The sequence below is a fragment of the Aurantiacibacter odishensis genome (assembly GCF_003605195.1).
GTDB lineage: Bacteria > Pseudomonadota > Alphaproteobacteria > Sphingomonadales > Sphingomonadaceae > Alteraurantiacibacter > Alteraurantiacibacter odishensis.
In genome coordinates, this window is the sequence record NZ_QYOS01000020.1 from 1 (window position 1) to 26,676 (window position 26,676).

General features: G+C 64.5%; 27 protein-coding genes and 1 tRNA gene. 11 read left to right on the forward strand and 17 right to left on the reverse strand.

Going from position 1 to position 26,676, the window contains the following annotated elements:
• Positions 1-905, reverse strand: a 905-nt coding sequence (locus D4Q51_RS03230) for an electron transfer flavoprotein subunit alpha/FixB family protein (protein WP_120075330.1), incomplete at its 3' end; no start/stop codon positions are given.
• Positions 906-1,020: 115 nt separating this feature from the next.
• Positions 1,021-1,767, reverse strand: coding sequence for an electron transfer flavoprotein subunit beta/FixA family protein (locus tag D4Q51_RS03235; protein ID WP_120076324.1), 747 nt, complete (start codon positions 1,765-1,767; stop codon positions 1,021-1,023).
• Positions 1,768-1,970: 203 nt separating this feature from the next.
• Between D4Q51_RS03235 and D4Q51_RS03240 the strand changes: the two genes are divergently transcribed.
• A complete protein-coding gene (locus D4Q51_RS03240) occupies positions 1,971-2,705 on the forward strand; it encodes an exopolysaccharide biosynthesis protein (RefSeq protein WP_240624541.1) in 735 nt (244 codons plus the stop codon).
• Between the two features lie 32 nt (positions 2,706-2,737).
• Here D4Q51_RS03240 and sucC read toward each other — a convergent pair whose 3' ends face one another.
• Entirely contained in the window at positions 2,738-3,937 is a 1,200-nt protein-coding gene (gene sucC / locus D4Q51_RS03245; protein ID WP_120076326.1) for an ADP-forming succinate--CoA ligase subunit beta, read from the reverse strand.
• Between the two features lie 117 nt (positions 3,938-4,054).
• Between sucC and D4Q51_RS03250 the strand changes: the two genes are divergently transcribed.
• Entirely contained in the window at positions 4,055-4,837 is a 783-nt protein-coding gene (locus D4Q51_RS03250) for a 3'(2'),5'-bisphosphate nucleotidase CysQ (protein WP_120076327.1), read from the forward strand.
• A 55-nt stretch (positions 4,838-4,892) separates the two neighbouring features.
• Here the strand turns inward: D4Q51_RS03250 and D4Q51_RS03255 are convergent, their stop codons facing one another.
• Positions 4,893-5,576 (reverse strand): YiaD family glycine zipper/OmpA-like lipoprotein, encoded by a 684-nt coding sequence (locus D4Q51_RS03255; RefSeq protein ID WP_120076328.1) that lies wholly within the window; start codon positions 5,574-5,576, stop codon positions 4,893-4,895.
• A gap of 149 nt (positions 5,577-5,725) precedes the next feature.
• Here D4Q51_RS03255 and D4Q51_RS03260 point away from each other — a divergent pair, with 149 nt between their 5' ends.
• Entirely contained in the window at positions 5,726-7,024 is a 1,299-nt protein-coding gene (locus tag D4Q51_RS03260; RefSeq protein ID WP_120076329.1) for a hemolysin family protein, read from the forward strand.
• 280 nt (positions 7,025-7,304) lie between these two features.
• Here D4Q51_RS03260 and D4Q51_RS03265 read toward each other — a convergent pair whose 3' ends face one another.
• From D4Q51_RS03265 to D4Q51_RS03310, 10 genes are read right to left on the reverse strand one after another with little or no spacing between them, the layout of a single operon-like run.
• On the reverse strand, positions 7,305-7,727 hold the full coding sequence (locus D4Q51_RS03265; protein ID WP_120076330.1) for a DUF3035 domain-containing protein: 423 nt from the start codon (positions 7,725-7,727) through the stop codon (positions 7,305-7,307).
• A 51-nt stretch (positions 7,728-7,778) separates the two neighbouring features.
• Positions 7,779-8,297, reverse strand: coding sequence for a signal peptidase II (lspA, locus tag D4Q51_RS03270; RefSeq protein ID WP_120076331.1), 519 nt, complete (start codon positions 8,295-8,297; stop codon positions 7,779-7,781).
• The gene (locus D4Q51_RS03275) at positions 8,294-11,275 is read right to left on the reverse strand and encodes an isoleucine--tRNA ligase (RefSeq protein WP_120076332.1); all 2,982 of its coding nucleotides are present in this window, start codon (positions 11,273-11,275) and stop codon (positions 8,294-8,296) included. Before D4Q51_RS03275 ends, lspA begins: the two co-directional genes overlap by 4 nt.
• A 7-nt stretch (positions 11,276-11,282) precedes the next feature.
• A complete protein-coding gene (locus D4Q51_RS03280; protein ID WP_120076333.1) occupies positions 11,283-12,224 on the reverse strand; it encodes a bifunctional riboflavin kinase/FAD synthetase in 942 nt (313 codons plus the stop codon).
• Positions 12,221-13,387 carry a dipeptidase gene (locus D4Q51_RS03285; protein WP_120076334.1) on the reverse strand — a complete coding sequence of 389 codons (1,167 nt, stop codon included), beginning with the start codon at positions 13,385-13,387 and terminating at the stop codon, positions 12,221-12,223. The genes D4Q51_RS03280 and D4Q51_RS03285 overlap by 4 nt, the downstream gene beginning before the upstream one ends.
• Positions 13,384-13,881 carry a dihydrofolate reductase gene (locus tag D4Q51_RS03290; RefSeq protein WP_120076335.1) on the reverse strand — a complete coding sequence of 166 codons (498 nt, stop codon included), beginning with the start codon at positions 13,879-13,881 and terminating at the stop codon, positions 13,384-13,386. Before D4Q51_RS03290 ends, D4Q51_RS03285 begins: the two co-directional genes overlap by 4 nt.
• Positions 13,882-14,940, reverse strand: a complete 1,059-nt coding sequence (locus D4Q51_RS03295; RefSeq protein ID WP_120076336.1) for a 5-(carboxyamino)imidazole ribonucleotide synthase — start codon at positions 14,938-14,940, stop codon at positions 13,882-13,884.
• Entirely contained in the window at positions 14,937-15,425 is a 489-nt protein-coding gene (gene purE / locus D4Q51_RS03300; RefSeq protein ID WP_120076337.1) for a 5-(carboxyamino)imidazole ribonucleotide mutase, read from the reverse strand. The genes D4Q51_RS03295 and purE overlap by 4 nt, the downstream gene beginning before the upstream one ends.
• 3 nt (positions 15,426-15,428) lie before the next feature.
• The gene (gene gpmA, locus D4Q51_RS03305; protein ID WP_120076338.1) at positions 15,429-16,115 is read right to left on the reverse strand and encodes a 2,3-diphosphoglycerate-dependent phosphoglycerate mutase; all 687 of its coding nucleotides are present in this window, start codon (positions 16,113-16,115) and stop codon (positions 15,429-15,431) included.
• Between the two features lie 44 nt (positions 16,116-16,159).
• Positions 16,160-16,327 (reverse strand): hypothetical protein, encoded by a 168-nt coding sequence (locus D4Q51_RS03310; RefSeq protein WP_162925114.1) that lies wholly within the window; start codon positions 16,325-16,327, stop codon positions 16,160-16,162.
• A 116-nt stretch (positions 16,328-16,443) separates the two neighbouring features.
• Between D4Q51_RS03310 and D4Q51_RS03315 the strand changes: the two genes are divergently transcribed.
• The 3 genes from D4Q51_RS03315 (at position 16,444) to D4Q51_RS03325 (ending at position 18,698) form a co-directional block, all read left to right on the forward strand.
• Positions 16,444-16,518 (forward strand) — tRNA-Thr (locus D4Q51_RS03315).
• Positions 16,519-16,647: 129 nt separating this feature from the next.
• Positions 16,648-17,121 (forward strand): PH domain-containing protein, encoded by a 474-nt coding sequence (locus tag D4Q51_RS03320; protein ID WP_240624542.1) that lies wholly within the window; start codon positions 16,648-16,650, stop codon positions 17,119-17,121.
• Positions 17,118-18,698, forward strand: coding sequence for a PH domain-containing protein (locus tag D4Q51_RS03325; RefSeq protein WP_240624543.1), 1,581 nt, complete (start codon positions 17,118-17,120; stop codon positions 18,696-18,698). Before D4Q51_RS03320 ends, D4Q51_RS03325 begins: the two co-directional genes overlap by 4 nt.
• Before the next feature lie 60 nt (positions 18,699-18,758).
• Here D4Q51_RS03325 and D4Q51_RS03330 read toward each other — a convergent pair whose 3' ends face one another.
• Both D4Q51_RS03330 and D4Q51_RS03335 read right to left on the reverse strand, forming a co-directional pair.
• Positions 18,759-19,196, reverse strand: a complete 438-nt coding sequence (locus tag D4Q51_RS03330; RefSeq protein WP_240624544.1) for a PRC-barrel domain-containing protein — start codon at positions 19,194-19,196, stop codon at positions 18,759-18,761.
• 194 nt (positions 19,197-19,390) lie between these two features.
• Entirely contained in the window at positions 19,391-19,687 is a 297-nt protein-coding gene (locus D4Q51_RS03335; RefSeq protein ID WP_120076519.1) for a GNAT family N-acetyltransferase, read from the reverse strand.
• Between the two features lie 50 nt (positions 19,688-19,737).
• Here D4Q51_RS03335 and D4Q51_RS03340 point away from each other — a divergent pair, with 50 nt between their 5' ends.
• Positions 19,738-20,733, forward strand: a complete 996-nt coding sequence (locus D4Q51_RS03340; RefSeq protein WP_120076340.1) for a threonine aldolase family protein — start codon at positions 19,738-19,740, stop codon at positions 20,731-20,733.
• Positions 20,730-21,725: a DMT family transporter gene (locus tag D4Q51_RS03345; RefSeq protein WP_120076341.1), complete on the forward strand. Its 996-nt coding sequence runs from the start codon at positions 20,730-20,732 to the stop codon at positions 21,723-21,725. The genes D4Q51_RS03340 and D4Q51_RS03345 overlap by 4 nt, the downstream gene beginning before the upstream one ends.
• Here D4Q51_RS03345 and D4Q51_RS03350 read toward each other — a convergent pair.
• The gene (locus D4Q51_RS03350; protein ID WP_120076342.1) at positions 21,708-22,490 is read right to left on the reverse strand and encodes a Rossmann-fold NAD(P)-binding domain-containing protein; all 783 of its coding nucleotides are present in this window, start codon (positions 22,488-22,490) and stop codon (positions 21,708-21,710) included. The two genes, D4Q51_RS03345 and D4Q51_RS03350, sit on opposite strands and share 18 nt — an antisense overlap.
• Positions 22,491-22,543: 53 nt before the next feature.
• Between D4Q51_RS03350 and pepN the strand changes: the two genes are divergently transcribed.
• The 3 genes from pepN to petA all read left to right on the forward strand — a co-directional run bounded on the left by pepN (position 22,544) and on the right by petA (position 26,666).
• On the forward strand, positions 22,544-25,198 hold the full coding sequence (gene pepN, locus D4Q51_RS03355; protein WP_120076343.1) for an aminopeptidase N: 2,655 nt from the start codon (positions 22,544-22,546) through the stop codon (positions 25,196-25,198).
• Positions 25,191-25,874, forward strand: coding sequence for a peptidoglycan editing factor PgeF (pgeF, locus tag D4Q51_RS03360; protein ID WP_120076344.1), 684 nt, complete (start codon positions 25,191-25,193; stop codon positions 25,872-25,874). The genes pepN and pgeF overlap by 8 nt, the downstream gene beginning before the upstream one ends.
• A gap of 207 nt (positions 25,875-26,081) precedes the next feature.
• Positions 26,082-26,666, forward strand: a complete 585-nt coding sequence (petA, locus tag D4Q51_RS03365; protein ID WP_120076345.1) for a ubiquinol-cytochrome c reductase iron-sulfur subunit — start codon at positions 26,082-26,084, stop codon at positions 26,664-26,666.
• Positions 26,667-26,676 lie beyond the last annotated feature (10 nt).

Consider the following 26,676-nt stretch of genomic DNA (forward strand, 5'->3'; position numbering starts at 1 on the left):
GTCAGTTCCGGCACGGCGTTGAACAGGTCTGCCACGAGGCCGATGTCCGCCACCTGGAAGATGGGGGCGTCGGGGTCCTTGTTGATGGCGACGATGACCTTGGAGTCTTTCATGCCGGCAAGGTGCTGGATCGCGCCCGAGATGCCGATGGCGATGTAGACTTCGGGCGCCACGATCTTGCCGGTCTGGCCGACCTGGTAATCGTTGGGCACGTAGCCTGCGTCCACCGCAGCGCGCGATGCGCCGATGGCGGCGCCCAGCTTGTCTGCCAGCGGGGTGATATACTGCTCGAACGTCTCGCCGTCCTTCAGCGCGCGGCCGCCCGATACGACGATGCCTGCGCTGGTGAGCTCGGGACGGTCGCTCTTCACCGCGTCCAGCTTCACGAACTGCGAGATACCCGCATCGCCGGGGCCGCTCGCGGCTTCCACGCTGGCGCTGCCGCCTTCTGCCTCAGCCTTGTCGAAGGCCGTGGTGCGAACGGTGATCACCAGCTTGGGATCGCTCGACTCGACCGTGGCGATGGCGTTGCCGGCATAGATCGGGCGGGTGAAGGTCCTGGGGCCTTCCACGCTGATGATGTCGCTGACCTGCATCACGTCGAGCAGCGCGGCAACGCGGGGCAGCACGTTCTTGCCGGTGGTGGTGGCAGGGGCCAGCACGGCGTCATAGCCGTCCATGAGGCCGGCAATCAGCGGGGCGAGGTTCTCGGCAAGACCGTTGGCATAGGCGGCATCGTCCGCCACCAGCACCTTCTCGACACCGGCGATGGCAGCATGCGCATCGCCAGCGGCGGTGGTGAGCACGTGCACCGGGCCGCCGAGCGCGGCAGCGGCGGTGATGGTGGCGAGGGTGGCATCGGCGACAGCGTCGCCGTGGGGTTCAGCAAATACGAGTGCGGTCATTTCATCTAACCTCTCATTCCGTTCGCCCTGAGCCTGTCGAAGGGCTGTCCTTCTCTCAGCGCGACGTTCAAAAACAAAAGCAGTCCTTCGACAGGCTCAGGACGCTCTGCGCGACTTACGCCACTCCGAGCGCTTTGAGCTTCGCGACCAGCGCGTCCACATCTTCAACGATCTCGCCAGCCTGGCGGACCGGCGGCTCGGAGACGTTGGTGGTGGTGAGGCGCGGGGCCACGTCGACGCCGTAATCGGCAGGCGTCTTGGTATCCAGCGGCTTCTTCTTCGCCTTCATGATGTTGGGCAGCGAGGCATAACGCGGCTCGTTCAGGCGAAGATCGGTGGTGACGATGGCGGGCAGCGTCAGCTTCACCGTTTCGAGACCGCCGTCCACTTCGCGGGTGACGGACACGGCATCGCCGTCGATCTCCACCTTGCTGGCGAAAGTGCCCTGCGGGCGCTCCATCAGTGCAGCGAGCATCTGCCCGGTCTGGTTGGAATCGTCGTCGATAGCCTGCTTGCCCAGCATCACTATGCCGGGCTCTTCCTCTGCCGCGATGGCCTTCAGGATCTTGGCGACGGCGAGCGGTTCGACCGTCTCATCGGTTTCCACCAGGATCGCGCGGTCCGCACCCATGGCGAGCGCGGTGCGCAGCGTTTCCTGCGCCTTGGCCGGGCCGATCGACACCGCGATCACTTCCTCGGCCTTGCCCGCTTCCTTCAGCCGCAGAGCTTCTTCCACCGCGATCTCGTCGAACGGGTTCATGCTCATCTTGACGTTGGCAAGATCGACGCCCGATCCGTCGCTCTTCACGCGCGGCTTCACGTTGTAATCAATCACCCGCTTCACGGGCACGAGAATTTTCATGGGAATCGCCCTCTCGTTGGTTTCGTGTTCTGCCGCATATGTAAACTGCTTTACGTATAGGTCAAGCAGCCCCTTTTTCTGGCGGTCTTACGCCAACAACAAAGCCCGGGAGCCTGCGTTCCGAAGCGATAAACATGCATCGTGCTACCACGCCAGCGAAACCGGATGGTCGCCGAGGGATTGTCCAGGCAGGAGAGAAAATCGTGGCCGCATCCCAGTCGACATCACCGCGCAGCGTCAGCGACATCCTCGACGCGCTGGATGATCTTGCCGATAAGAACGAGTGGGTTTCCGCCGGGCAGGCGATGCAGACCTTCGGCACCCGCACATTCGGCCCGGCCATCATGGTGCCCGCCCTGCTGGAAATCACGCCAATCGGCGCGATCCCTGGAGTGCCGACATTCCTCGCCGTCATCGTGATCCTGGTGGCGGCGCAGAATATGATCGGCCGCAAGACCCTGTGGCTGCCCGGAATCATCACCAACCGTTGCGTCTCTGGCGAGAAGCTTGCCAAGTCCGCGGACAAGCTGAGGCCCATCGCGCGCTTCATGGACCGGCATTTTCACGGACGCTGGAAACGCATCACGCACGCGCCGTTCGCGCAGATCGCGGCGGGTATGGTATGCCTGCTCTGCCTGACCGTGCCGTTTCTGGAAGTGCTGCCGTTTGCCAGCAGTGTGCCGATGCTTGCCATCGCCGGGTTCGGCCTGGCGGTGCTGGTGCGCGACGGCGTGCTGATGGTGGCGGCGCTTGCTGCCAGCATGGTCGCGCTGGGGCTCGGCCTCGATTACTGGAACGGCGGTATGAGCGACACCGAGCAGGCCGACGGCATGGTCAGCGAGGAAACGATGGATGCAGCCAAGGAGAAGGCCGAGGAAGCCGGCAACGCCGTGCGCGAGGCCAGCGAAGGTGCTGCCGAGGCGGTGAAGGGCGAATAGCCCGCCAGCGCCCCGGCGTGCACTTCAAAGGGTCAGGCGGCCTGCTTCACTTCGGCGACGATCTTCTTCGCTGCATCGCCGAGGTCGTCTGCCGGGATGATCGGCAGGCCGGAATTGGCGAGGATATCCTTGCCCTGCTGCACGTTCGTGCCTTCCAGACGCACAACCAGCGGCACAGAGAGGTTCACTTCCTTGGCCGCGGCAACGATGCCGTCGGCGATGATGTCGCACTTCATGATGCCGCCGAAGATATTGACGAGGATTCCCTCGACAGCCGGATCCGACAGGATGATCTTGAAAGCCGAGGTCACTTTCTCGGTGGTGGCACCGCCGCCTACGTCGAGGAAGTTAGCCGGGAAAGCGCCGTTCAGCTTGATGATGTCCATCGTCGCCATGGCAAGGCCCGCGCCGTTCACCATGCAGCCGATGTTGCCGTCGAGCTTGATGTAGGCGAGATCGTGCTTGCCCGCCTCGACTTCCATCGGATCTTCCTCGGTCTCGTCGCGCATTTCCTCCACGTCGGGGTGGCGATAGAGCGCGTTCGAATCGAAGCTCATCTTGGTGTCGAGCACCAGCAGTTCACCGCCTTCGGTTTCCACCAGCGGGTTGATCTCCAGCATGGCGCAGTCGAGCTTGGTGAACGCCTCGTAGAGCTTCTTCGACAACTTCTGCGCTTCCTTGGCGAGGCTGCCTTCCAGCTTCAGCGCAAAGGCCACGGCGCGGCCGTGGTGCGGCATGAAGCCGGTGGCCGGGTCGATGGTGATGGTGGTGATCTTTTCGGGCGTGTTGTGCGCCACGTCCTCGATATCCATGCCGCCTTCGGTGGATACGATCATGGCAACGCGGCTCGTCTCGCGGTCGATCACCATGGAGAGGTAGTATTCCTTGGCGATATCCACGCCATCGGTCACGTAGAGGCGGTTGACCTGCTTGCCGGCGTCGCCCGTCTGCACGGTGACGAGGGTGTTGCCGAGCATATCCTTCGCGTCCTGCTCGACATCCTCGATCGACTTTGCGAGCCGCACGCCGCCCTTGGCATCGGCGGACAGTTCGGAAAACTTGCCCTTGCCGCGGCCACCGGCATGGATCTGCGCCTTCACCACGTAGAGCGGCCCAGGCAGCTTCTTCGCGCCTTCGACGGCTTCTTCCACGCTCATGGCCGGATAGCCGGTGGGCACGCCGATGCCGAATTTCGCGAGCAGTTCCTTGGCCTGGTATTCGTGGATGTTCATGGGTGAGCTGACCTTCGTTCAAGAAATGAGAGTCGGGACGGGATTTTGCTGGGCGCTAAAGCATTATCGCGCGGCGCTTGCAATCGGTTCCGCCCCGTCGCAAATGCCTTTGCATCCATGATCGACAGCATGAAACTTGAACAGATCTGCCGCGAGGCAGGTTACATGGCGCTTCGCAAGTGGCCTGCACGGGGCCATGACCTTGAAAGCTGGGAAAAAACTCCCGGCAGCCCGGTGTGCGAGGCCGACCTGGAAGTGGACGCTTTCCTGCGCCGCGAACTGGGCGCATTGCTCCCCGCCGCCGGGTGGCTGTCCGAAGAGACCGCGGATAGTCCGGACCGACTCGACAAGGGCCTCATCTGGCTGGTCGACCCCATCGACGGCACGCGAGACTACATTCGCGGGCGCGAGGGCTGGGCGATCTCGGTTGCCCTGATTTCAGGTGGGCGGCCACTCATCGGATCACTGGTGGCCCCGGCGCGCGAGGAAGTGTGGTCAGCAGTGGCAGGCAAGGGTGCCTGGCTGAACGGACAACGTTTGAGCGCCAGCACGCGGACCCGGTTTCCCGGCGCCCGCGTGCCCGTACACGATCTGCCCAAGGAAGATGGCGATCTCACCAAGGTGGAGCAGCCCAACTCCATCGCCCTGCGGGTAGCCATGGTGGCGGACGACAGGGCAGACCTTGTCGCCACAGTGCGCTGGGGGTTCGAATGGGATATTGCCGCCGCCGCCCTGATCGCCCGCGAAGCGGGGGCCGCGGTGACCGACGCTTTCGGCAAGCCGCTCGCCTACAACAAGCGCGATCCCCGCGCCTTCGGCCTGCTGGCCAGCGCTCCCGGAATTCACGCGGCGGCGGTCGAGCGGCTGAGCGAGAGGGCTGCGCGGCTGGTGAAGGGATAAGAAAAGGGCGCCCCAAGCGGAGCGCCCTTTCGATGTTGCGTCTCGGAAAAGCCGATCAGTAAGCCTGTTCCACGTCGTCCTGGGTGATCGGCGTGATACGGATTTCCACACGGCGGTTCTGCGAACGCCCGCTTTCGGTGGAGTTGTCAGCAATCGGATACTGCTCGCCGTAGCCGATCGTCTCGATACGGGCACGGGCCACGCCGCGCGAGACGAGATAGTTGGAGACCGATTCGGCACGGCGGCGCGACAGATCGAGGTTGTACTGCTCACTGCCAGTCGAATCGGTATGGCCCATCACGTCGATCAGCGACTGCGGGTAATCGATCATCGACTGTGCCACGCCATCCAGCGTGTCGCGCATCTGCGGCGAGATGGTGGTGGAATCGACCGCGAAGGTAACGTCGGGGAAGTTCACCAGGATACCGTCACCTTCGGGCGTTTCGCTCACATCCACACCCGTGCCGGCCGTGACTTCCTCGAGTTCGCGGATCTGCTCGTCCATGCGGTAGCCGACGTAGCCGCCAGCCGCCGCACCGATGCCGGCGCCGACGATGCGGGCCGTCTTGCCGCCGATCAGGCCGCCCAGCAGGTAGCCGAGGCCAGCGCCGCCGATGCCGCCGATGGCCGTGCGCGAAGCGTATTGTTCACCGGTGTTCGGGTCCGTCACACAGGCCGTGGTGGTGCCCAGAAGCGCGAGCGCTGCCGTGGTCGAGACGAGCATCTTGTTGATTTTCATAACGTCCTTCCTCATTTTGCATGCGGCACGATCCATCCACTGCCGCAATATCTGCCTGCATTAACGCCGGTTTGTGCAGCCTGTTCCGTGAACGTCCGCTTTCTGGGGCTTTCCCCACGGCTGCGAAACCTGCTAGCGGCGAAGACCTGATGGACCCGTTTCCCTGGCACTACCTCGCCGCGCTCGCCTTCCTGATCGTGCTCAACGGCGTATTTGCCATGTCGGAGCTGGCGATCGTCTCTGCTCGCACGGCACGGCTGCGCATGGCGGCCGAGAAAGGCAGCAAGGGCGCCGCGGTTGCCATGCGGCTGGCATCGGACCCGGGGAAGTTCCTCTCCACCGTGCAGATCGGGATTACGCTGATCGGCATCATCGCCGGTGCCGTGTCCGGCGCGACGCTGGGCGAGCCGGTCGGCCAGCGGATCGCCGCGCTGGGCGTCGATCCCGACCTTGCCGACAATCTTGGCATCGCCCTGATGATTGGTCTGACGACCTACTTTACCCTCGTGGTGGGCGAGCTGGTGCCCAAGCAGCTAGCCCTGCGCGCGGCTGAACCAATCTCGATCGTCATGGCGTTGCCGATGGACCTTCTGGCGCGGGCGACCGCGCCGTTCGTCTGGCTGCTCGACAAGTCGTCCGGCTTGATGCTGTCCCTTCTGGGCATTCGCCACAAGGGCGATCACAACCTGACGTCCGAAGAGCTGCGCATGATTCTGGCCGACGCCACACGGACCGGGGTTATCGAGGAGCAGGAGCACGCTATCCTCGCGGGTATCATGCGCCTCCAGGAACGGCCCGTGCGCGAATTGATGACGCCGCGCACCGAGATCGACTGGCTCGACATCGACGCCGACGAATCGGAGATCCGCCTAACCATCGCCGAATCGCCACACTCGCTGTTGCCGGTGGCCGAAGGTTCGCCCGACAAGGTACTGGGCGTGGTGAAAGTGCGTGAGGTGCTGACGCTGCTGATGACCGGGCAGGCCGTCGTACTGGATGAAATGCTGCGCAAGAGCGAAGTGCTGCCGGACCAGCTAGATGCGATGGATGCGCTGCGCGTGCTGCAGCAATCGGGCACCGGCATGGCCATGGTGCATGACGAATACGGCCATCTTGACGGGATCGTGACGACGGCAGACCTGCTGTCCGCCATCGCGGGCGATTTCGCCAGCCACCAGGACGAAGGCGACACGCCGATGTTTACGGAGCGCGAGGACGGCAGCTATCTCGTCTCCGGCGCGCTGGCGGCGGACGCGCTCGCCGAGCGGCTGGATATCGAGTTTCCCGAGCACAAGGAATTCGCGACGGCGGCGGGTTACGTGCTCTATGTCTTGAAACACCTGCCGGCAGAGGGCGAGCACTTCACCGAGCAGGGCTGGCGCTTCGAGATAGTCGACATGGACGGTCGCAAGATCGATAAATTGCTCGTGAGCAAGCCTGGGGACTGACACCCACACGCTAGCGCCAGGGGTCCGCGAGATTGTTTGTTTTGCGAAGCCGCCTCCGCGGCTTCGTCCTCGGTGCTATTCGCTTCGCGGCACCTGCGGGCGGCCGTTCGGCCTTGCGGCCCGCTATTTGCGGACCGTTTCTCGGCTTCTCAATCAGAGGGCGGCGAAAGTCTCGGTCGCGATCAGCGACCGCAAGCGCGAATGCGCGCCCGAGCTCATGCGAGGAAAGCCAAGCGGGCCGGACGGCTCGCGCCCGGCGCTTGAGGGACTAAACAAGCAATCAGCCCGGAATCACGGCCCTTGCCGCCTGACCGTCACCCTCGGGCGCGGCGATGATGGCCTGGACGGCCGTGCCCTTGTCCACCGTGTAGGTGTCGGCATCGCCCACCGACGAGCGGATGCCGGGCGCTGCTTCACCGGCCTGGCCCAGCGCGGAGGTTTCCACGGCGCTGCGCGGGGCGCTGCCGCCGAACAGCGCTTCCAGTGCCTGCTGCGAGGCGGTGCCTTCGGCTGGGCGCGGCGCGCCGGGTTGCGGGGGCACGAGATGGAAATCGGGCGGAACCACCAGCGGCGCCTGGCGCTGCACGGCGAATTCATCGGGACGCTCGCGGTCGATGCTGATGCCACCACAGGCGGCAAGGCCGAGCACGGCGGCGCTGGCAGCCACTATGCGGAAGATGGGGTCGCGGGTAAGGTTGCGCATAATTCTCAAGTCTCCGGGCCGGTGGCGGCCGTCGGTGTTTTTGGCGGTGTTCTATTCGGTAGCAGCGTCCTGCTCATTGGACGGTTTCTCGCGCATGAACAAGGCGCGGGCAAGGATAATCACGACGCCGACGGTGATCGCTGCATCGGCCACGTTGAAAATCAGGAATGGGCGGAACGTGCCGATATGGAAATCGGCATAGTCGACCACGTAGCCGAAGCGATAACGGTCGACGATATTGCCCAGCGCGCCGCCTAGCACCAGCGACAGCGCGAGGATTTCGCCCAGCAACTTCTCGCGCATCATCCACACCAGCACGACCAGCGCGATCAGCGCGGTGACGCCGACGAGGATCCAGCGCATCTCCATGGATGTAGCCTCGAACATGCCCAGCGACACGCCGTAATTGTTGGTGCGGGTGAAATCGAAGAACGGCAGCAGCGGATAGTGATCGCCCACGCGGGTGAGGCCCAGCGTGTTGACCACGTAGTCCTTCATCCATTGGTCGGCGGCGAAGATCGCCAGCGCCAGCAGTATGCCGTAAAGGCGGAATTTCGCGAGCGCACTCATTCGGCAGCATCCATCTGGGCCACGACGTCCTCGCAGCGGTTGCACAGGTCGCCGTCTTCGTCGACTTCCGGCAGCAGGCGCCAGCAGCGGCCGCACTTGGCGTCGCCCGATTTGGCAACGCTTACCACGTCCCCATCGCCCAGCGTCACTGTGCCGGTGATGAACAGCGTGGCAAGATCATCCGCCGAGAAACCTTCCGGCACGGCGCTGGCCGGCACCGTCACTTCGGCTTCCAGGCCGGAGCGGATCACCTTCTCGCGGCGCAGCGGTTCGATGGCTTCCATCACCCGTTCGCGCAGCGACCGCAGGGCTTCCCAGCGCTCCGCATTGGCATCTGCGGCGGGGATTTCCGGCCATTCGAGCAGGTGAACGCTGCCACCTTCCGGATGGCGCGTCGACCATACCTCTTCCGCCGTGAACACCAGCACCGGCGCGGCGTAGCGGATCAGCGCATTGAACAGCGTATCGAGCACGGTGCGATAGGCGCGGCGCTCCATGCTGCCGGGCGCATCGCAATAGAGCCGGTCCTTGCGGATATCGAAGAAGAAGGCCGAGAGGTCCTCGTTCATGAAATCCACCAGCGCGCGGGTGTAGGCATCGAAATCGTAGTTCGCGACGTGGGCGCGCAGCTTGCCGTCCAGCTCGCCCAGCAGCGCCAGCACATACCGCTCAAGCTCCGGCATCTGCTCGACGTCGGCGCGTTCGTCCTCGCTGAATTCGCCCAGTGCACCCAGCATGTAGCGGAAGGTGTTGCGCAGCTTGCGGTACTGGTCGGCAACGCCCTTGAGGATTTCCGGGCCGATCCGGTGGTCCTCGGTGTAATCGACCGAGAGCGCCCACAGGCGGATGATGTCGGCGCCGTATTCCTCCATCACCTTCAGCGGATCGATGGTGTTGCCGAGACTCTTCGACATCTTGCGCCCGTCTGCGGCCATGGTGAAACCGTGGGTCAGCACCTGCCTGTAAGGCGCGTGGCCACGCGTGGCGCAGGATTCCAGCAGCGAGGACTGGAACCAGCCGCGATGCTGGTCACTGCCTTCGAGGTAGAGATCGGCGGGCGATTGCAGGTCGGGCCAGTTGTCCGATTCCAGCACGAAGGCGTGGGTGGAGCCCGAATCGAACCACACGTCGAGAATGTCGGTGACCATCTCGAAGTCCTCGACCGCATAGTCGGGGCCGAGAAGCTGCGCAGCGCTCTCCTGCGTCCATGCATCGACGCCGTCCTGCCTGATCGCTTCGACGATGCGCGCGTTCACATCCTTGTCGACGAGGTATTCGCCAGACTCGCGGTTCACGAACAGCGTGATCGGCACGCCCCAGGCGCGCTGGCGGGAAAGCACCCAGTCAGGGCGGCCCTCGACCATTGAACCGATACGGTTCTTGCCCTTGGCGGGAACGAACCGGGTTTCATCGATCGCGGCCATCGCGGTCTGGCGCAGGGTGGCGGTATTGTCGCCCTGCGTGCCCAGCGCAACGGCGCCGCCCAGCGGGCCAGCATCGGCCACGGCGTAGTCGAACGTACCCAGCGGCTTGTCCATCGGCACGAACCACTGCGGCGTGCAGCGGAAGATCACCTTGGCCTTGGAGCGCCAGCTATGTGGATAAGAGTGTTGATAATCTGCGGACGCGCTGAGGAGAGCGCCTGCTTCGCGCAGGTCCGAACAGATCGGCCCGTCGGGCGCGTTGAACTTGGGATTGATGACCGATGCGTTCCGCTCATCAGTGCGCGGCAGCCAGCCCCAGTCCTCGCGGTAGCGACCATCGTCGTCGACCACGAATTTCGGCGTGATGCCATTGGCCTTGCACAGGTCGAAATCGTCCTCGCCATGATCGGGCGCCATGTGGACGATACCCGTACCCGCATCGGTGGTGACGAAGTCGCCCGCCAGCATCGGGCGCGGTTCGGCGAAGAAGCCGCCGAGTTGGTGCATCGGGTGGCGCACCTTCGTTCCGGCGAGGTCGGAGCCTTTGTGCCGTCCCATCACGGAAAAATTGATAGTCACATCAGTGTCCGGAAATTCCTGATGAATTTCAGCGGAGAGAGCGTTTGCAATGCGCTGTTGAAAGTCTTGGACCAATGGTTCGGCGATCAGGAACTCTTTGCCGAAAAAACGATGTCCTGGGTTTTTGTCTGCGGCATCGTCTTGATGGCCCCAGCCTAGGACGCCAGTACTTGCCGCCCGAACCCGCACATACTCAACATCCGGCCCATAAGCCAAAGCCTGGTTCACCGGGATCGTCCAAGGCGTCGTCGTCCAGATCACCGCATGCGCGCCGACCAGTTCCTCGATCGGACTTTCGACAATCTCGAACGCCACGTCGATCTGCGTCGAGACGATATCCTCGTACTCCACCTCCGCCTCGGCCAGCGCGGTCTTTTCGACCGGGCTCCACATCACCGGCTTCGCGCCGCGATAGAGCATGTCGCTTTCGGCGAACTTCAGTAGCTCGGCGACGATGCCCGCCTCGGCTTCGGGGGCCATGGTGAGGTAGGGCTTGTCCCACTCGCCCATCACGCCCAGCCGCTTGAACTGTTCGCTCTGCACCGCCACCCATTCGGCGGCGTATTCGCGGCATTCCTGGCGAAATTCGGCGGGCGGAACCTCGTCCTTGTTCTTTTTCTTCTTGCGGTAGGCTTCCTCGATCTTCCACTCGATCGGCAAGCCGTGGCAATCCCAGCCGGGAACGTAGGGCGCGTCCTTGCCAAGCAGCGTCTGCGTGCGGACGACCGCGTCCTTCAGCACCTTGTTCAGCGCGTGGCCGATGTGGATGTTGCCGTTGGCATAGGGCGGGCCGTCGTGGAGGATGAACTTGTCGCGCCCGCTGCGGGCCTCGCGCAGCTGCTTGTAGAGGCCCTGCTCTTCCCAGCGCGCAAGGATGCCTGGCTCCTTTGCAGGGAGCCCGGCTTTCATCGGAAAATCGGTCTTGGGCAGGAAGACGGTGTCCCGGTAATCCCGCTTGGCTGTTTCGTCGGTCATCGCGCGGTTAATCCTTTGGGCGGGCACCTAGTAGGTCGCGCGCCCGCGCACAATCCTCTTCCATCTGCCGCTTCAGCGCGTCCAGATCGTCGAATTTCGCCTCGGGCCGCAGGAAGTGGTGGAAGGCGACGTCGATCTCCTGATCGTAGAGGTCGCCGGAGAAATCGAAGAAATAGGGCTCCAGAAGCTCCTTGGGCGGATCGAAACTGGGGCGCACGCCAAGGTTCGCCGCGCCCTGCAAGTGCTGCCCGGTGGCAAGCACGCGGCCCGTCACGGCATAGATGCCGAAGCGCGGGCGAAGGTAAGCGCCCATGTCGATATTCGCGGTGGGGTAGCCGAGGTCGCGCCCGCGCTTGTCACCGTGGATCACCTTGCCGCGCACGGTGAAGGGGCGAGTGAGCAGCCTTGCGGCAACATCGCACTCGCCCGCTTTCAGCGCGTCGCGGATGCGGCTGGAGGAGACGACCTGGCCACTTTCGCCCACGGGGCCGATAGCGCGGGCCTCGATGCCGCAGGTCGCGCCGACCTCGCGCAGCACTGCCACGTTGCCGCCGCGTCCCTTGCCGAAGGTGAAGTCCTCGCCCGTAACCACGCCGCCTGCGCCGATGTGACCTGCCAGCAGGTCGCGCACGAAGCTTTCCGCGCTCATGGCGGCAAGATCATCGTCGAAGTCGAACACCAGCATGGCGTCGGCCCCGGCGGCGCGGAACAGTTCGTGGCGCTGTTCCAGCGTGGTGAGGCGGAACGGGGGCACGTGCGGCGCGAAATGGCGGACGGGGTGGGGGTCGAAGGTGGCGACCACGGCCGGGCGGCCTTCGCTCTTTGCCCACTCCACTGCCTCGCGCACGACGTGCTGGTGGCCGATGTGGAACCCGTCGAAATTGCCGAGAGCGACCACGGCGCCGCGCAGGCTTTCGGGCACAGTATCGCGGTGCGAGAGACGGGTCATGCCAGCGGCTCCAAACCAGCTTCCAGCACGCGCAGGGCGTTGCCGCCCATCACTGCGCGGATTTCCTCTTCGGTAAAGCCTGCATCGATCAGCCCCTGCGTCACGTTGACGAGGCCCGCCGCGTCGAACCGGGTGGTAACGGTGCCGTCGAAATCGCTGCCGAGCGCGACGTGCTCGATGCCGACGAGATCGCGGATATGCGTCATGGCGGCGACGATGGCGGCGGGGGAGGTGTCGCACACGGCACCCTCCCAGTAGCCCACGCCGATCACGCCGCCTGTCGCGGCAAGCCCGCGAATCTCCGCGTCGGTCAGGTTGCGGTTTACAGGGCAGGTCGCCTGCACGCCGCCGTGGCTGGATACGACCGGACGCTGCGCCATGGCCAGCACCTCGGCCACGCACTGGTGGCTGCAATGGGCAATGTCGACGACCATGCCCATTCTTTCCATCCGCCGCACGGCCTCTCGGCCTATGTCGGTGAGTCCGCCCTTGTCGATGCCGTGCATCGACCCTGCGAGATCGTTGTCGAAAAAGTGCACCAGCCCCGCCATACGCACGCCTGCGTCGTAGAGCGCATCGAGATTGGCGAGATCGCCTTCGAGGTTGTGCAACCCTTCCACCGAGAGCATCGCCGCCACCGGCGCGCTGCTGGCATCCGGCGCACGAACCGGCACGATATCCGCAGGCGTGCGGACCAGTGCGAGGTCGCCTTCCGATTCGGCAGCGGCGCGCTCCAGCCTCTCGCCGTGCCACAGCGTACGTTCCAGCAGCGAGGTCCAGGTGCGCAGCGGCTGCAACTGCCCGATCGCGAGCAGGGTGATGTTGTCGGTCTCGGCGGTGTTGTTGTCGTAGTTCTGGTCGCGCGGGGTCTTGGTGACGCTGGAGAACACCTGCAGGGCGACGTTGCCTTCCTTGAGCCGCGGCAGGTCTATGTGCCCGCGGTCCGCGGCTTCGAGCATGTCACGCTTCCACAGCAGGGTGTCGCCGTGCAGGTCGACAATGGTGAGCGTTTCGTGGAGCGCGCGGGCCTCGTCCGATACAGGCGGCAGCGGCAGGCCGTCGATCACGTTCATGTCCCGCTCGACGTAACCGGGCGCGAAGATGAAGAAGGCGACCAGCGCCGCCAGCAGCACGCCGCCAAAGCCGATGGCGAAACGCTTCATGCCGGGCGATGCCTCTCAAACGTTACGAAATCGTAGGGTGGCCAGCCGTCTTTCGCCGGGCGGCTCTCGCGCGCCACTTCGCGCCAGGTGGGATCGCTCGCCGGGTCGCGCATGGTGACATCGCCGGTCGTATCTTCGAACACTTCGGTCAGTTCGAACGTCGTTCCCCGGTCCCAGAACAGGTCGAAGATCTCCGCCCCGCCGATTACTGCGACATCGCCAGCGCCCGCCATTGCCATGGCCTCGTCAGGCGAGGATGCCACTTCCGCGCCTTCAGCCTGCCAGTCGTCCTGCCGGGTCAGCACGATATGGCGGCGACCGGGCAGCAGGCCGGGCAGGCTTTCGAAAGTCTTGCGGCCCATGATCATGGGCTTACTCATCGTCAGGCGCTTGAACCGCTTCAGGTCCTCGCTGATCGCCCACGGCACGTCGCCGTCCTTTGCGATGACGCCGTTGGTCGCCCGCGCGACGATGAAGAGCACGTCGGCGGCCACTTACCAGACCCGCGTGATGTGGCCCATCTTGCGGCCCTCGCGCGCCTCGGCCTTGCCATAAAGGTGCACGTGCGCGCGCCCTTCCGAGAGGTGGCGGGCAAGGTCCAGCGCTTCCTCGCCGATAAGGTTGTCCATCACCATCGAGCCGGAAACGCTGGCCGTGTCGCCCAGCGGCAGGCCGCAGATGGCGCGAATATGGTTCTCGAACTGGCTGGTGACGGCACCCTCGATGGTCCAGTGGCCTGAATTGTGCACGCGCGGGGCCATTTCGTTGAAGACCGGGCCATTCGGCGTAGCGAAGAATTCCAGCGTCAGCACGCCGACGTACCCCAGCGCGTCGGCCACCTTCCTCGCCATGTCGCGCGCCTTGTCGAGCTGCTGCGCCACGATGGCGGGGGCGGGCAGTTCGCAATGGGCGAGGATGCCGTTCTCGTGGCGGTTGCGGCTGGAATCCCAGAAGCGCACTTCGCCGTCGCGGCCGCGCACGAGGATAACCGAGAACTCGCATTCGAACGTCAGCCGCGCTTCGTAGACGCAGCCGGTTTCCGGGATGCGCACCCCCTGTGCGTCGGCTCGCTCGTTGATCGCCCACTGGCCTTTCCCGTCGTAGCCGTCGCGCCGGGTCTTCAGAATGCCGGGCACGCCGATCCGCTCCACCGCGTCGGCCAGTTCGCTGTCGTGGTCAACAACGGCGAAATCGGCGGGAGTGCCGCCCGCGTCCTGCATGAAGCGCTTCTCGCGCACCCGGTCCTGCGCCACTTCCAGCGCGCGGGTGCCCGGTGCCAGCTTGTCCTGCGGCACGTTCGCCAGCGGTCCGACCGGGACGTTCTCGAACTCGTAGGTGATGACGTCGCAATCGCGCGCGAAGGCTGCCAGCGCATCGCCGTTGTGCCACGGGGCGCAGGTGTAGGCCGCCGCGACATGGGCGGCCACGTTGTCCCCCTCGGGCGCGTAGATGTGGCAGCGATAGCCAAGCTGCGCTGCGGACATGGCCATCATGCGGCCAAGCTGCCCGCCGCCAAGGATGCCGATGGTGGAACCGGGAGGAAGCGCGCTCATGGATTGTCGACCGGTTTCTCTGCAACCTTGTCCGTCTGCGCCTGGCGGAAGGCCTTGAGGCGCCCTGCCAGCGCGTCGTCTTCCAGTGCCAGGATCGAGGCGGCGAAGATACCGGCGTTGGTCGCGCCGGCATCGCCGATGGCCAGCGTGCCAGTAGGAACGCCTGCGGGCATCTGCACGATGGAGAGCAGGCTATCCATGCCCGACAGCGCCTTGCTCTGCACCGGCACGCCGAGGACGGGCAGGTGGGTGAGCGCGGCGATCATGCCAGGCAGGTGCGCCGCGCCGCCGGCGCCTGCAATGATGACCTTGAAGCCTTCGTCCGCCGCACCCTTGCCGAAGGCGTGCAGCCGGTCGGGCGTGCGGTGGGCGGAGACGATGCGCGCGTCGTATTGAACGCCAAGCTCGTCCAGCACGGCTGCGGCCTTGGTCATGGTGGGCCAGTCCGACTGGCTGCCCATCACGATTGCGACAGGAGCGCCCATGTCTCAGCTATCCTTCAGGTAGTAGCGCTCGCCCACGGGGGAGGCGCCTTCGAATTCGTAGATGATCGGCTGGCCGGTGGGGATTTCCAGTCCGGTAATCTCGTCGTCCGAGATGTTGGAGAGGTGCTTCACCAGTGCGCGCAACGAGTTGCCGTGGGCGGAGATGATCACCGTCTCGCCTGCCACCAGCTTGGGCAGAATGTCGCTTTCCCAGTAGGGCAGGACACGCTCGATGGTCAGTTTCAGGCTCTCGGTCTGCGGCACGTCGATGCCTTCGTAGCGCGGATCGTTGCCGGGATCGTACTCGTCGCCCTTTTCCATCGGCGGAGGCGGCACATCGAAGCTGCGGCGCCAGATGTGCACCTGTTCGTTACCGTGCTTGTCGCGCGTTTCCTGCTTGTTGAGACCCGTCAGGCCGCCGTAGTGCCGTTCGTTCAGGCGCCAGTCCTTGGTTTCCGGGATCCACAGCCGGTCGCACTCTTCCAGCGCCAGGTGCAGCGTCTTGATCGCGCGCTTCTGCACGCTGGTGAAAGCGACGGTGGGGAACACCCCCTTTTCCTTCAGCAGGCGGCCTGCTTCCCTCGCTTCCTCGACGCCCTTTTCAGTGACGTCGACATCCCACCAGCCGGTGAAACGGTTGGCGAGGTTCCATTCGGACTGGCCATGGCGGACGAGGATAAGTTTGGGCACTGTCAGACTCTCCGGTTGCGGGAGGAATGGCGGGAAAGCGCGCCCTAGCCTTCACCGGCGCGATTGGAAAGGCCCGGAGAAGCATGGTCCGAATCGTCGTCGGGCCTGGACGGCTCGTCGCCGGCCATTGCCTTCTTCTGCGCCTTGCGCCGTTTCAGGTTCGCACGCAGCTGTGCGGCCAGACGTTCCTCGCGGGACAAATCCTTGCTCATGGGCGATATATCTGCCGCAACCGCCGCCATCACTCAAGCTTGGCTTGACTTTCGAGCGGCTGGCGACAATAGCGCGCGCCTGCCCGGCGACACTTGCTTCGCCTTCGGGCCCGGACGCTGCTGTAGCTCAGTGGTAGAGCGCACCCTTGGTAAGGGTGAGGCCGGGAGTTCAATCCTCCCCAGCAGCACCATTCTCCCAGACATACGCAGGCGAAAGATGTCGGCACGTCGTCGACCGGGAACGTCAGCGGCGTTCGAGAAAGGCTGGGCGGTCATCTAGCCTCTTCCCATACGGTGTATTGCTGATACAACTCACCCTTATGGACACCGAACCGCTCAGCAAACTCGATCCCGCCTATGCCACTGTCATGCGCATCGAAGGCACGCTCACGGTCCTGCCGTTCCTCATCGCTGCGCTGGTAATGGGCGTCGCTGGCGCGCTGCCGGAGCCGTGGACCTGGGCGCCGATGATCGTGCCAGTGCTGATCGCGCTTGTCATGGTGCTACTGATCCCGATGAAGCGCTATCGCAGTCGCGGCTATCACGTGAGTACGGACCGCCTGAGGGTGGTGAAGGGGGTGATGTTTCATGCCGACACCGTCGTCCCGTTCAGTCGCGTGCAGCATCTCGATGTTGAACAGGGTCCGCTTGAGCGCGCGTTCGGCATTGCGCGGCTGATCCTGCATACGGCGGGCACGCATAATGCCTCCGTCACCCTGCCGGGACTGCGGCACGCAGATGCCGTGGCCATGCGCGAGGAGATCCGCCAGCACGTAAAGCGCGAATCGCTGTGAGCGAGCGCGCATCCCAACCTCTGGCCGCGCCGGACGTCGAAACGGACGAGTGGCAGCGCGTCAATCCACTCACCATGATGGTTCAGATGGCGCGTACGCTGGCGCAGGCCATCCTTCCGGCCATCGCAGTGCTGTATGGCGCGGCGTCCAGCGAACCCGACAGTGAGGGACTGGGAGCGATTGCACCCTACTTCGTGCCGATCTTCGGTGCGATCATCGGTATCAACCTGCTCGGCGCGTGGCTTTCGTGGCGGCGGCTGCTCTACCGCGTGGGCGAAACGGACGTGCGGGTGGAACAAGGCATCATCAGCCGCTCCGCCCGCTCCGTCCCTTACGAACGTATCCAGGACGTCAGCCTCGAACAGAAACTGATCCCGCGCCTGCTCGGCCTTGTCGAAGTGAAGTTCGAGACAGGCGCGGGCGGCAAGGAAGAGCTGAAGCTTTCCTACGTGTCCGAAGCCGAGGGCGAGAAGCTGCGCGAGACGGTGCGGGCCCTGGTGGAGGGCGAGACAGCCAAACCGGCTCTGATCGGTGAGGCAGGCGAAGCCAGCCTACAAGTGGCTGAGCCTGTCGGGCGAACGCTGTTCGCGATGGATACGAAGCGGCTGTTCCTGTTCGGGCTGTTCAATTTTTCGCTGGTGGTCTTCGCGGTGCTGCTGGGCGCGCTGCAGCAACTGGAATTCCTGCTGCCCTTCGACATGTGGGACTATATCGCCGACATCTTCCGCGACGAGCGCATTGCCGAGGCGGGTGAGCTTGTGAACGGCTACAGCACTTTCGCGCAGGTTCTCGCCATTCTCTATGCCGTGGCTGCCGTCGTGGTGGTGGGCATGGCCAGCGGCGTGGTGCGCACTTTCGTGCGCGACTGGGAGTTCCGGCTGGAACGCACGCCAAAGGGCTTTCGCCGCCGCCGCGGGCTGCTGACCAAGACCGACGTGGTGATGCCGGTGCACCGGGTGCAGGCGCTGGTGCTGAAAACCGGCTGGCTGCGTCGCCGGTTCGGCTGGCACGGCCTGTCCTTCATCAGCCTTGCGCAGGATGCAGGCAGCGCGAACCACGACGTGGCCCCTTTCGCGCAGATGAAGGAAATCGCCCCCATCGCCCGCGAGGCGGGTTTCTCTCTACCCGACGACAGCGCCGACTGGCGACGGGCCAGCGAGGACTACTATTTCGACAGGGCCGTGATGCAGGCCTTCGTGCCGGTCGTGGCGGCGCTTGTTCTCGCTTTGCAGGGGTACTGGGTGCCGACCGTGCTACTGCTCGGCCTCGCCGCCTTCCTCGCGGTGGGTGAATACTATCGCTGGCGCGTCGTGCGCCACGCGCTGGACCCGCAACAGGTCGTCTCGCGCCGGGGCTGGCTGGCACCGAACTACCGGATCGCCAACAGGGTGAAACTGCATTCCGTGGAGATCAGTCAGAACCCGCTTGGACGCTGGCGCGGCTATTGCACCTTGCGCTTCGGCCTTGCGGGTGGCCGCCTCGCTTTTCCCGGACTTTCTCTGGAAGATGCGCGCCAGATGCGCGCCGCGGCACTGGAATCGATCGCGGCTGTCGATTTCGCCAAGCTGCCGCGCTGACAAGCGAAAGGCCCCGGTTTGCACCGGGGCCCGTCGCTCTTTCAGGAATTTTAGGGCGGCTCAGTAAAGCACGCCGTAATAAGCGTAGACGTTCTCGCCATACTCCCGGTTGAATTCGGGTCGCTCGTTACGGCTGTAGGAAGGCGCATCCCTCAGTCGACCCTTGTCGATATTGACGATGTAGCCGCCGCGCCTGGTGTCGTAATCCAGCGCGTCCCAAGGAACGGGGTGATAATGCTCGCCGATGCCCAGGAAACCACCGAAGCTCATTACCGAATATTCGACTCGGCCTGAGCGCTTGCCGATCATCAGGTGATCGATCGTGCCCAGCTTCTCGCCGTCGGTGGAATAGACAGCCGTTCCTTCAACCTTGTCGGACGAGATCAGATCGCTCGTCTCGTCTCGTTCGAGCGGGCGCGAGCGGTCGAACTGGCTTCTGCGTTCCAGCTCGGCATCGGAATAGGTCGTTCGGTTCTGCATCTGTTGATCGTGTGCCATTGGTTCTCTCCTCTTGGTCGAACCGGCGGCATGTCTTCTGATTTCATGAATTCGGCGATCAATCGCATCGACCCGTCGGCATACGGGGCGCGAGTCGCCGGTGCCACCGGCATTCACACCAGACTAACGAGGCCGGGAACGCCAATGTTCCGAAAAAACCGTTATTTTTCAAAGACGCCGTGCAAGGTCTGGTGTCAGCTCTCGATATCGGCGCGCACGTCCGCCCATTCCGGGTGCTTGCGGAATTGGACCGCGACATAGGGGCACTGCGGCACGATGGTGAAACCCTTGTCGCGCGCGTCCTGCACCATGAATTCCACGAGATCGAACGCGATGCCCTTTCCGCGCGCGGCGGGAGGGGTGAAGGTGTGGTCTGCGATGCGCGCCTCGCCGCGCGCTTTCCATGTCAGTTCGGCCGGCTGGTCGCTGCCTTCCACGTCCACGCGGTATGCGCCGTGGGTGGTTTCATCGGTGACTTCGATCTTCGCCATGAATTTCTCCTTCTTGCGCTGAACGCCGCCCACGGCCATGGCGTTCCGCGATGCAGTTCCTCTCCGACAATGCAGCGCCTGTCCATCCCCGGCTGTGGGAGGCGATGCGCGCTGCCGACGCGCCCGACATGCCTTATGATACCGATGCCCTGAGCCGGGAGCTGGATGCGCGGCTCTCTGCCACGTTTGGTCGCGAGTGCGCGGCGCTGTGGGTGGCGACCGGCACGGCTGCGAACTGCCTTGCGCTCGCCACGATGGTCGATCCTCACGGCGGCGTCGTCTGCCACGAGGAAGCGCACATCGAGATGGACGAATGCGGTGCACCCGGTTTCTACCTGCACGGCGCGAAGCTGCTGCTGGCCAAGGGCGAGGGCGCCAAGCTGACGCCAGACTCGATCGCCGAGGTGCTGTCCGGCATCACGCGCGGCGTGCACCAGGTGCCTGCGCAGGCAATCTCGATCACCCAGGCCAGCGAGTACGGCCTTTGCTACGCGCCCGATGAACTCGCCGCAATTGGTGCCCTGGCGAAAGAACATGGCCTCGGCCTGCACATGGATGGCGCGCGCTTCGGCAACGCTTGCGCCTTCCTCGATGCATCGCCTGCCGAAGTGGCAGGCCCGGTCGACGCACTCAGCTTCGGCTTCGTGAAGAACGGCGGGATGGGAGCCGAGGCCGTGATCCTGTTCGACACCGAAAAGGCGGACATGATCCGCTTCCGCCGCAAGCGCGCCGGACACCTGCAAAGCAAGGGACGTTTCCTCGCCGCGCAGATCCACGCCATGCTGGCCGACGACCTGTGGCTGGAGAACGCCCGCGCCGCCAATGCAGCAGCAGCGATCATCGCCGACAGCGCGGCTGACCGGCTGGTCTACCCGGCACAGATCAACGAGCTGTTCGTGACAATGACTGCCGACGAACGCGCCGCCGTGCGGGCGCAGGGCTTCTCTTTCTACGACTGGGACGACACCTGCGTGCGCCTGGTGACCCACTGGGCCACCGATCACGAACATGCGCGCGCATTGGGCAAGGCCATCGCTTCGCTGTGAGCGCTGCCTCCAACCCGATTCAGGCCAAGATCCTCAGCTGGCGCGTGATCGTACCCTTCGTGCTGACCGGCACGATCTGGGGCTCGACGTGGTTCGTCATCACCGGGCAGATCGACGGCGTGCCAGCCGCGTGGTCGGTGTTCTACCGCTTCGCGCTGGCCACACCCGCGCTCTTCCTCGTCGCCATGCTGATGAAGCGGCGGCTGCGGCTGACCCGGCCCGAGCAGGTGCTGGCGCTGGGGGTAGGGATCGCGCAGTTCAGCGGCAACTTCCTGTTCGTCTATCATTCCGAGCTTTATGTTACCTCCGGCATAGTTGCGATGATGTTCGGCCTGCTGATGGTGCCCAACGCCTTGTTCGCCCGGGTTTTTCTGGGCGAGAGGGTGCAGGGCGGCTTCATCCTCGGCAGTGCGGTGGCCATCGTCGGCGTGTCCTTCCTGCTCTGGCACGAATGGCAGGCCAATCCCGATGCGGGCGTGATCGGCGGCAACGTGGGGCTGGGCATCGTGCTGGCGGTGATCGGCATCCTCGCTGCATCGATCGCCAACGTGATCCAGGCCAACCCCACGGGACGCGGCGTGCCGATGGTCAGCCTGCTTGCCTGGGCCATGCTCTATGGCACCATTTTCGACCTCGCCTTTGCCTGGGTGACAGCCGGGCCGCCGCCGCTGCCGACGGGCGCGGCTTACTGGGGCGGCATCGTCTACCTCGCGCTGATCGGCTCTGTGGTGACATTCCCGCTGCACTACAATCTCGTGCGCGAGATCGGTGCGGGGCGCGCAGCCTACAACTCGATCATCACAATCTCGGTCGCCATGCTGCTGTCGACCCTATTCGAGGGCTATCGGTGGACGTGGCTGACCGCGAGCGGGATGGTGCTGGCCGTCATCGGGATGGTTCTGGCGCTGCGGGCACGAAAGCAAAAGGGCGTCCAGGTCCAGCAATCGGCGCGCCTGCGTCACGACGCACCATCATCAGTGCAGGGCGAGTAACCCCTCGCGATAGGTCGGATAGGCCGGCTCCCACCCCAGTATCCGCTTGGCCTTGCCATTCGCGACACGGCGGTTCTCGGCATAGAAACCGCGCGCCATCGGAGAGAGACCCGCTTCCTCGATGGTCTGGAGTGGTGGCGGTTCGACCTGAAGCAGGTCGCAAGCGAATTCAATCAGCGTGTTCTGGCTGCATGGGAGATCGTCGGAGAGGTTGTAGGCGCCCGGCGGCGCATCGCCCGTCAGCGCCGCCACAACGCCGCTGGCGATGTCCTCCACGTGCACCCGGCTGAAGACCTGTCCCGGCAGGTCGATGCGGTGCGCCTTGCCAGCGCGGATTCGGTCGAAGGCGCTGCGCCCCGGCCCGTAGATGCCCGGCAGGCGGAAGACGCGCGCCCCGCGCTCCAGCCACTGCGCATCACATTCTGCGCGCGCCGTGCGCCTGCCTTCGCCGGTGGGAGAACTCTCGTCCACCCAAGCGCCCTGCGCATCGCCGTAGACGCCAGTGGAGGAGAGGTAGCCGAGCCAGTGCCTGCCCAGTGCATCACCGTAACTATCCAGCACCGGGTCCAGTCCGCTTTCCCGGTCTGGCGGGACTGACGACAGGACATGACCCGCCTGCGCAAGCGCAGCCATCACCGAATCGCGCTTGGCAAAGTCCACATCGCCGTCCGATCCGGTTGCGGAAACGGTCCATCCCGCGGCCTTTGCCGAGGCAGCAATGCGTTTGGCAGTGTAGCCGAGGCCGAATATGAACAGATGCGCCATCTCGTGCGTTCTAACCACTCGACGCGGCAACGGAAGAAAATTAGGTCAGACTCATGGATATCGCCCGCACACCCTCCACGCCCGACGGCAACCCCGAACTCGCGGATGCCGCGCCCGCCCCGCACGAGCCGCCGACGATCCGGCGCGAGGACTACCGGCCCTTCCCATGGTTGGTGCCCGAAGTTGCGCTGGACTTTGACCTGGGCCTCGACGCGACCCGCGTCGTCTCCACGCTGACGGTAGCGCGCAACGCCAAGGCCGACCATTCGTCCACCATCCGCCTCAACGCCGACGGGCTGGACGTGCTTTCGGTGAAAGTCGATGGCGAAATGTCGAACAGCTGGACGATGGACGGCGATGATCTGATCGTCACGCTGCCCGGCGATGCGCACGAGATCGCTGTGGCGACCGAGATCGATCCCTCGGCCAACACCCAGCTGATGGGGCTCTATGCTTCCGACGGGATGCTGTGTACGCAGTGCGAGGCGGAAGGCTTCCGCCGCATCACCTTCTTCCCCGACAGGCCCGACGTGCTTTCGACCTACCGCGTGCGGATGACAGGCAATGCGGAGACATTCCCCGTCCTGCTGTGCAATGGCAATCTCGAGGCCAGCGGCAGGAACGATGACGGCACGCACTGGGCCGAGTGGCACGATCCCTGGCCAAAGCCGAGCTACCTGTTCGCACTGGTGGCAGGCCAGCTGGTGACCAATACCGACAGCTTCACCACCATGAGCGGGCGCGAAGTCACGCTGAACATCTACGTGCGAGAGGGCGACCTCGACCGCACCGGGCACGCCATGGAATCGCTCAAGAAGTCGATGAAGTGGGACGAGGAAACATTCGGCCGCGAGTACGATCTCGACCTGTTCAACATCGTGGCCGTTTCCGATTTCAACATGGGCGCGATGGAGAACAAGGGCCTCAACGTCTTCAACACGAAATACGTACTGGCGGACGAGGATACCGCGACCGACGGCGATTTCGACGGCGTCGAAGGCGTGATCGCGCACGAATACTTCCACAACTGGTCGGGCAACCGCGTGACCTGCCGCGACTGGTTCCAGCTTTCGCTGAAGGAAGGCTTCACCGTGCTGCGCGACCAGCTGTTCTCGCAGGACATGGGATCGGAGCCGGTCAAGCGCATCGAGGACGTGCGCGTGCTGCGCGGTGCGCAGTTCCCGGAAGACAGCGGCCCGCTGGCGCACCCGATCCGGCCCGACAGCTATCGCGAAATCAGCAATTTCTACACTGCCACGGTCTACAACAAGGGTGCCGAAGTCATCCGCATGATGCGCACCATGTGCGGGCCGGAACGGTTCCGCAAAGGCACGGACCTCTACTTCGAGCGCCATGACGGCGAGGCCGCGACCTGCGAGGATTTCGTCAAGGCCATTGAGGATGGCGCGGGACTGGATCTCAAGCAGTTCCGCTTGTGGTACTCGCAGGCTGGCACGCCCAGGGTTTCCGTCCGGGTTGAACACGATGGCGACACCGCCACGCTGCACCTGTCGCAGGTCGTGCCCGCAACGCCGGGCCAGCCCGACAAGCAGCCGATGCCGATCCCGCTGAAAGTGGCCCTGTTCGACCGCACCAGCGGCCAGCATAAGGGCGAGGAACTCGTCATCCTCGATACCGCGGAAGCCAGCTTCGTGTTCGAAGGCTTTGCCGAGAAGCCAGTTCTCTCGATCAACCGCGGCTTCTCCGCGCCTGTCACCATAGAGCGCGACATTACCGCGGCAGACCTCGTGTTCCTTGCTGCGAACGACGACGATCCCTTTGCCCGCTACGAGGCTTTGCAGGATCTCGTCGTCCGCCATCTCAGGCAGGCGGTCGAGGGCGAACTGGACGATGCCACTCGCGCCGAGGCGCGCGATGCGATCACCGGCGCCTTCCGCGCCGTACTGGCCGACGATACGCTCGATGACTTGATGCGCGGCGAGCTGCTGGTCCTACCGACGGAGACCTACCTTGCCGAGACAATGGCGATTGCCGATCCCGGCCGCATCCACACACAGCGACAGGCGCTGCGCGCCGCTATCGGCTCCGCGCTGGAAGAGGAATTTGCAGCGCTCCACGCCCGTGCCGCAGCCGTGCCCTACAGCCTCTCGGCGCAGGCCCGCGGTGCGCGCAAGGTCAAGACGCAGGCGCTGCTCTATCTTGCGGCAGGTAACGAGGATCACGGCCGCGAGCTGGCGTGGTCGCAGTATTCCGGTGCGGACAACATGACCGACCGTCAGGGCGCGCTGATGGTGCTTGCAGGCATGTCCGGCATCGAGCGGACCGATGCGCTGCTCGACTTCTACAACCGCTACAAGGGCAATGCGCTGGTGGTGGACAAGTGGTTCACCTTGCAGGCAAGCTCGATGCATCCCGACGTACTGGAGCACGTAAAGGCGCTGGCGGACCATCCGCAGTTCACGTTGAAGAACCCCAACCGCGTGCGCTCGCTCTACATGGCCTTTGCCTACAACCCGCACGCTTTCCACGCCAAGAGCGGCGAGGGTTACAGGCTTGTGGCCGACGTGATCCTGGCGCTCGACCCGATCAATCCGCAAACGGCGGCGCGTTTCGTGCCGCAGCTGGGCCGCTGGCGGCGGATCGAGCCGAAGCGGTCCGCCATGATGAAGGCGCAGCTCGAACGGATCGCCGCGTCGCCGAAGCTTTCGCGCGATACCTACGAGCAGGTGAGCCGCAGCCTTGGGTAATCCGGCAAAGGTCATCCGCGCAGAGAATATCGCGCTGCCGCACGGCTTTCTCGATGCCGCGCAGAGCGATGCCCATGCCCACGGGCTTGCGGTGGGCGGGGCGGACGTCGTCTTCGTGGAGCAGGTGCATTCCGCCGAGGCGATTGTGGTGGGCAAGGCGATCCCCGAGAGCGAGCGGCCCGAAGTGGACGGTATGGCCACCGCAACTCCCGGCCTCGCGCTGGCGATCGTCACCGCAGATTGCGCGCCCATCCTGATGGCGGACGAAGCTGCGGGTGTGATCGGCGCAGCCCACGCAGGCTGGCGCGGCGCGCAGGGCGGCGTGATCGAGGCGACAGTGGCGCGAATGGAGGAGCTTGGTGCGCAGCGCAGCAGAATTGCCGCCGCCATAGGCCCTTGCATCGCGCAGGACAGTTACGAAGTAGGCGCGGACATGCGGGCGAACTTCGCCTCTGCCGAACACCGCTTTTTCGAAGCAACCGGCCCGGGAAAGTGGCATTTCGACCTGGAGGGCATCGTCGCCGCTCGGCTCGCCGCTGCCGGCATCGAATCGATCTGCCCGCTGGAAATGGACACTTACGCGGCCGCGCGCCGGTTCCATTCCTATCGCCGCGCAACCCATCGCGGAGAGTTGACAACGGGCCGCCAGGTTTCGTTGATCGCCCTTCCGGGCTAGGCGCAGCCACATCACACCAGACTGCGCTCCGGCGCGCATGTCATATTACCACCAAAAGGCGGGTTGGCAGCGCGGCATTGCTCGTCTATCAGCCGCGCCAAGCCGCCGCCCGGCAACGGTTCGTCGTGCGGCTTTTTTGGACGAATCTTTTCGCCGCCGGAACTTTCGTTCCAAGGGATTTCCGGCAGCGACAGGCAAGGCAAGGGTATGGCATCCACCACTGGCAATGCTGAAGCGACTCCGGACGTGACCGGCGCAGTCGAAGGCGACGACGGCGTTCGTCGCCGCGATTTCATCAACATCGCTGCCGTTTCCGCGGCAGGCGTGGGCGGTCTCGCCGTGGTCTATCCGCTGGTCAGCCAGATGGCCCCTTCGGCAGACGTGCTGGCCGAAAGCACGACCGAGCTGGACATCACCACGCTGGAAGCCGGCCAGTCGATCAAGGCCGTGTTCCGCAAGCAGCCGGTCTTCGTTCGCCGGCTGACCCAGGCCGAGATCGACGCAGCAAACGCTGTCGACGTCTCCAGCCTGCGCGATCCGGCAACGCTCGACGAAATCACCCAGCCCGGCCACGGCGATGTGCTGGTGGTGATGGGTGTCTGCACCCACCTCGGCTGCGTGCCGCTGGGCGCGCAGGAGGGCGAGAACAAGGGCGAATTCGGCGGCTACTTCTGCCCGTGCCACGGTTCGCACTACGACACCGCCGCGCGCATCCGCAAAGGTCCGGCACCGACCAACCTGGCCGTGCCCGAGTATCAATTCACGTCCGACACGACCATCGTGATCGGCTGAGGCGAGAGAG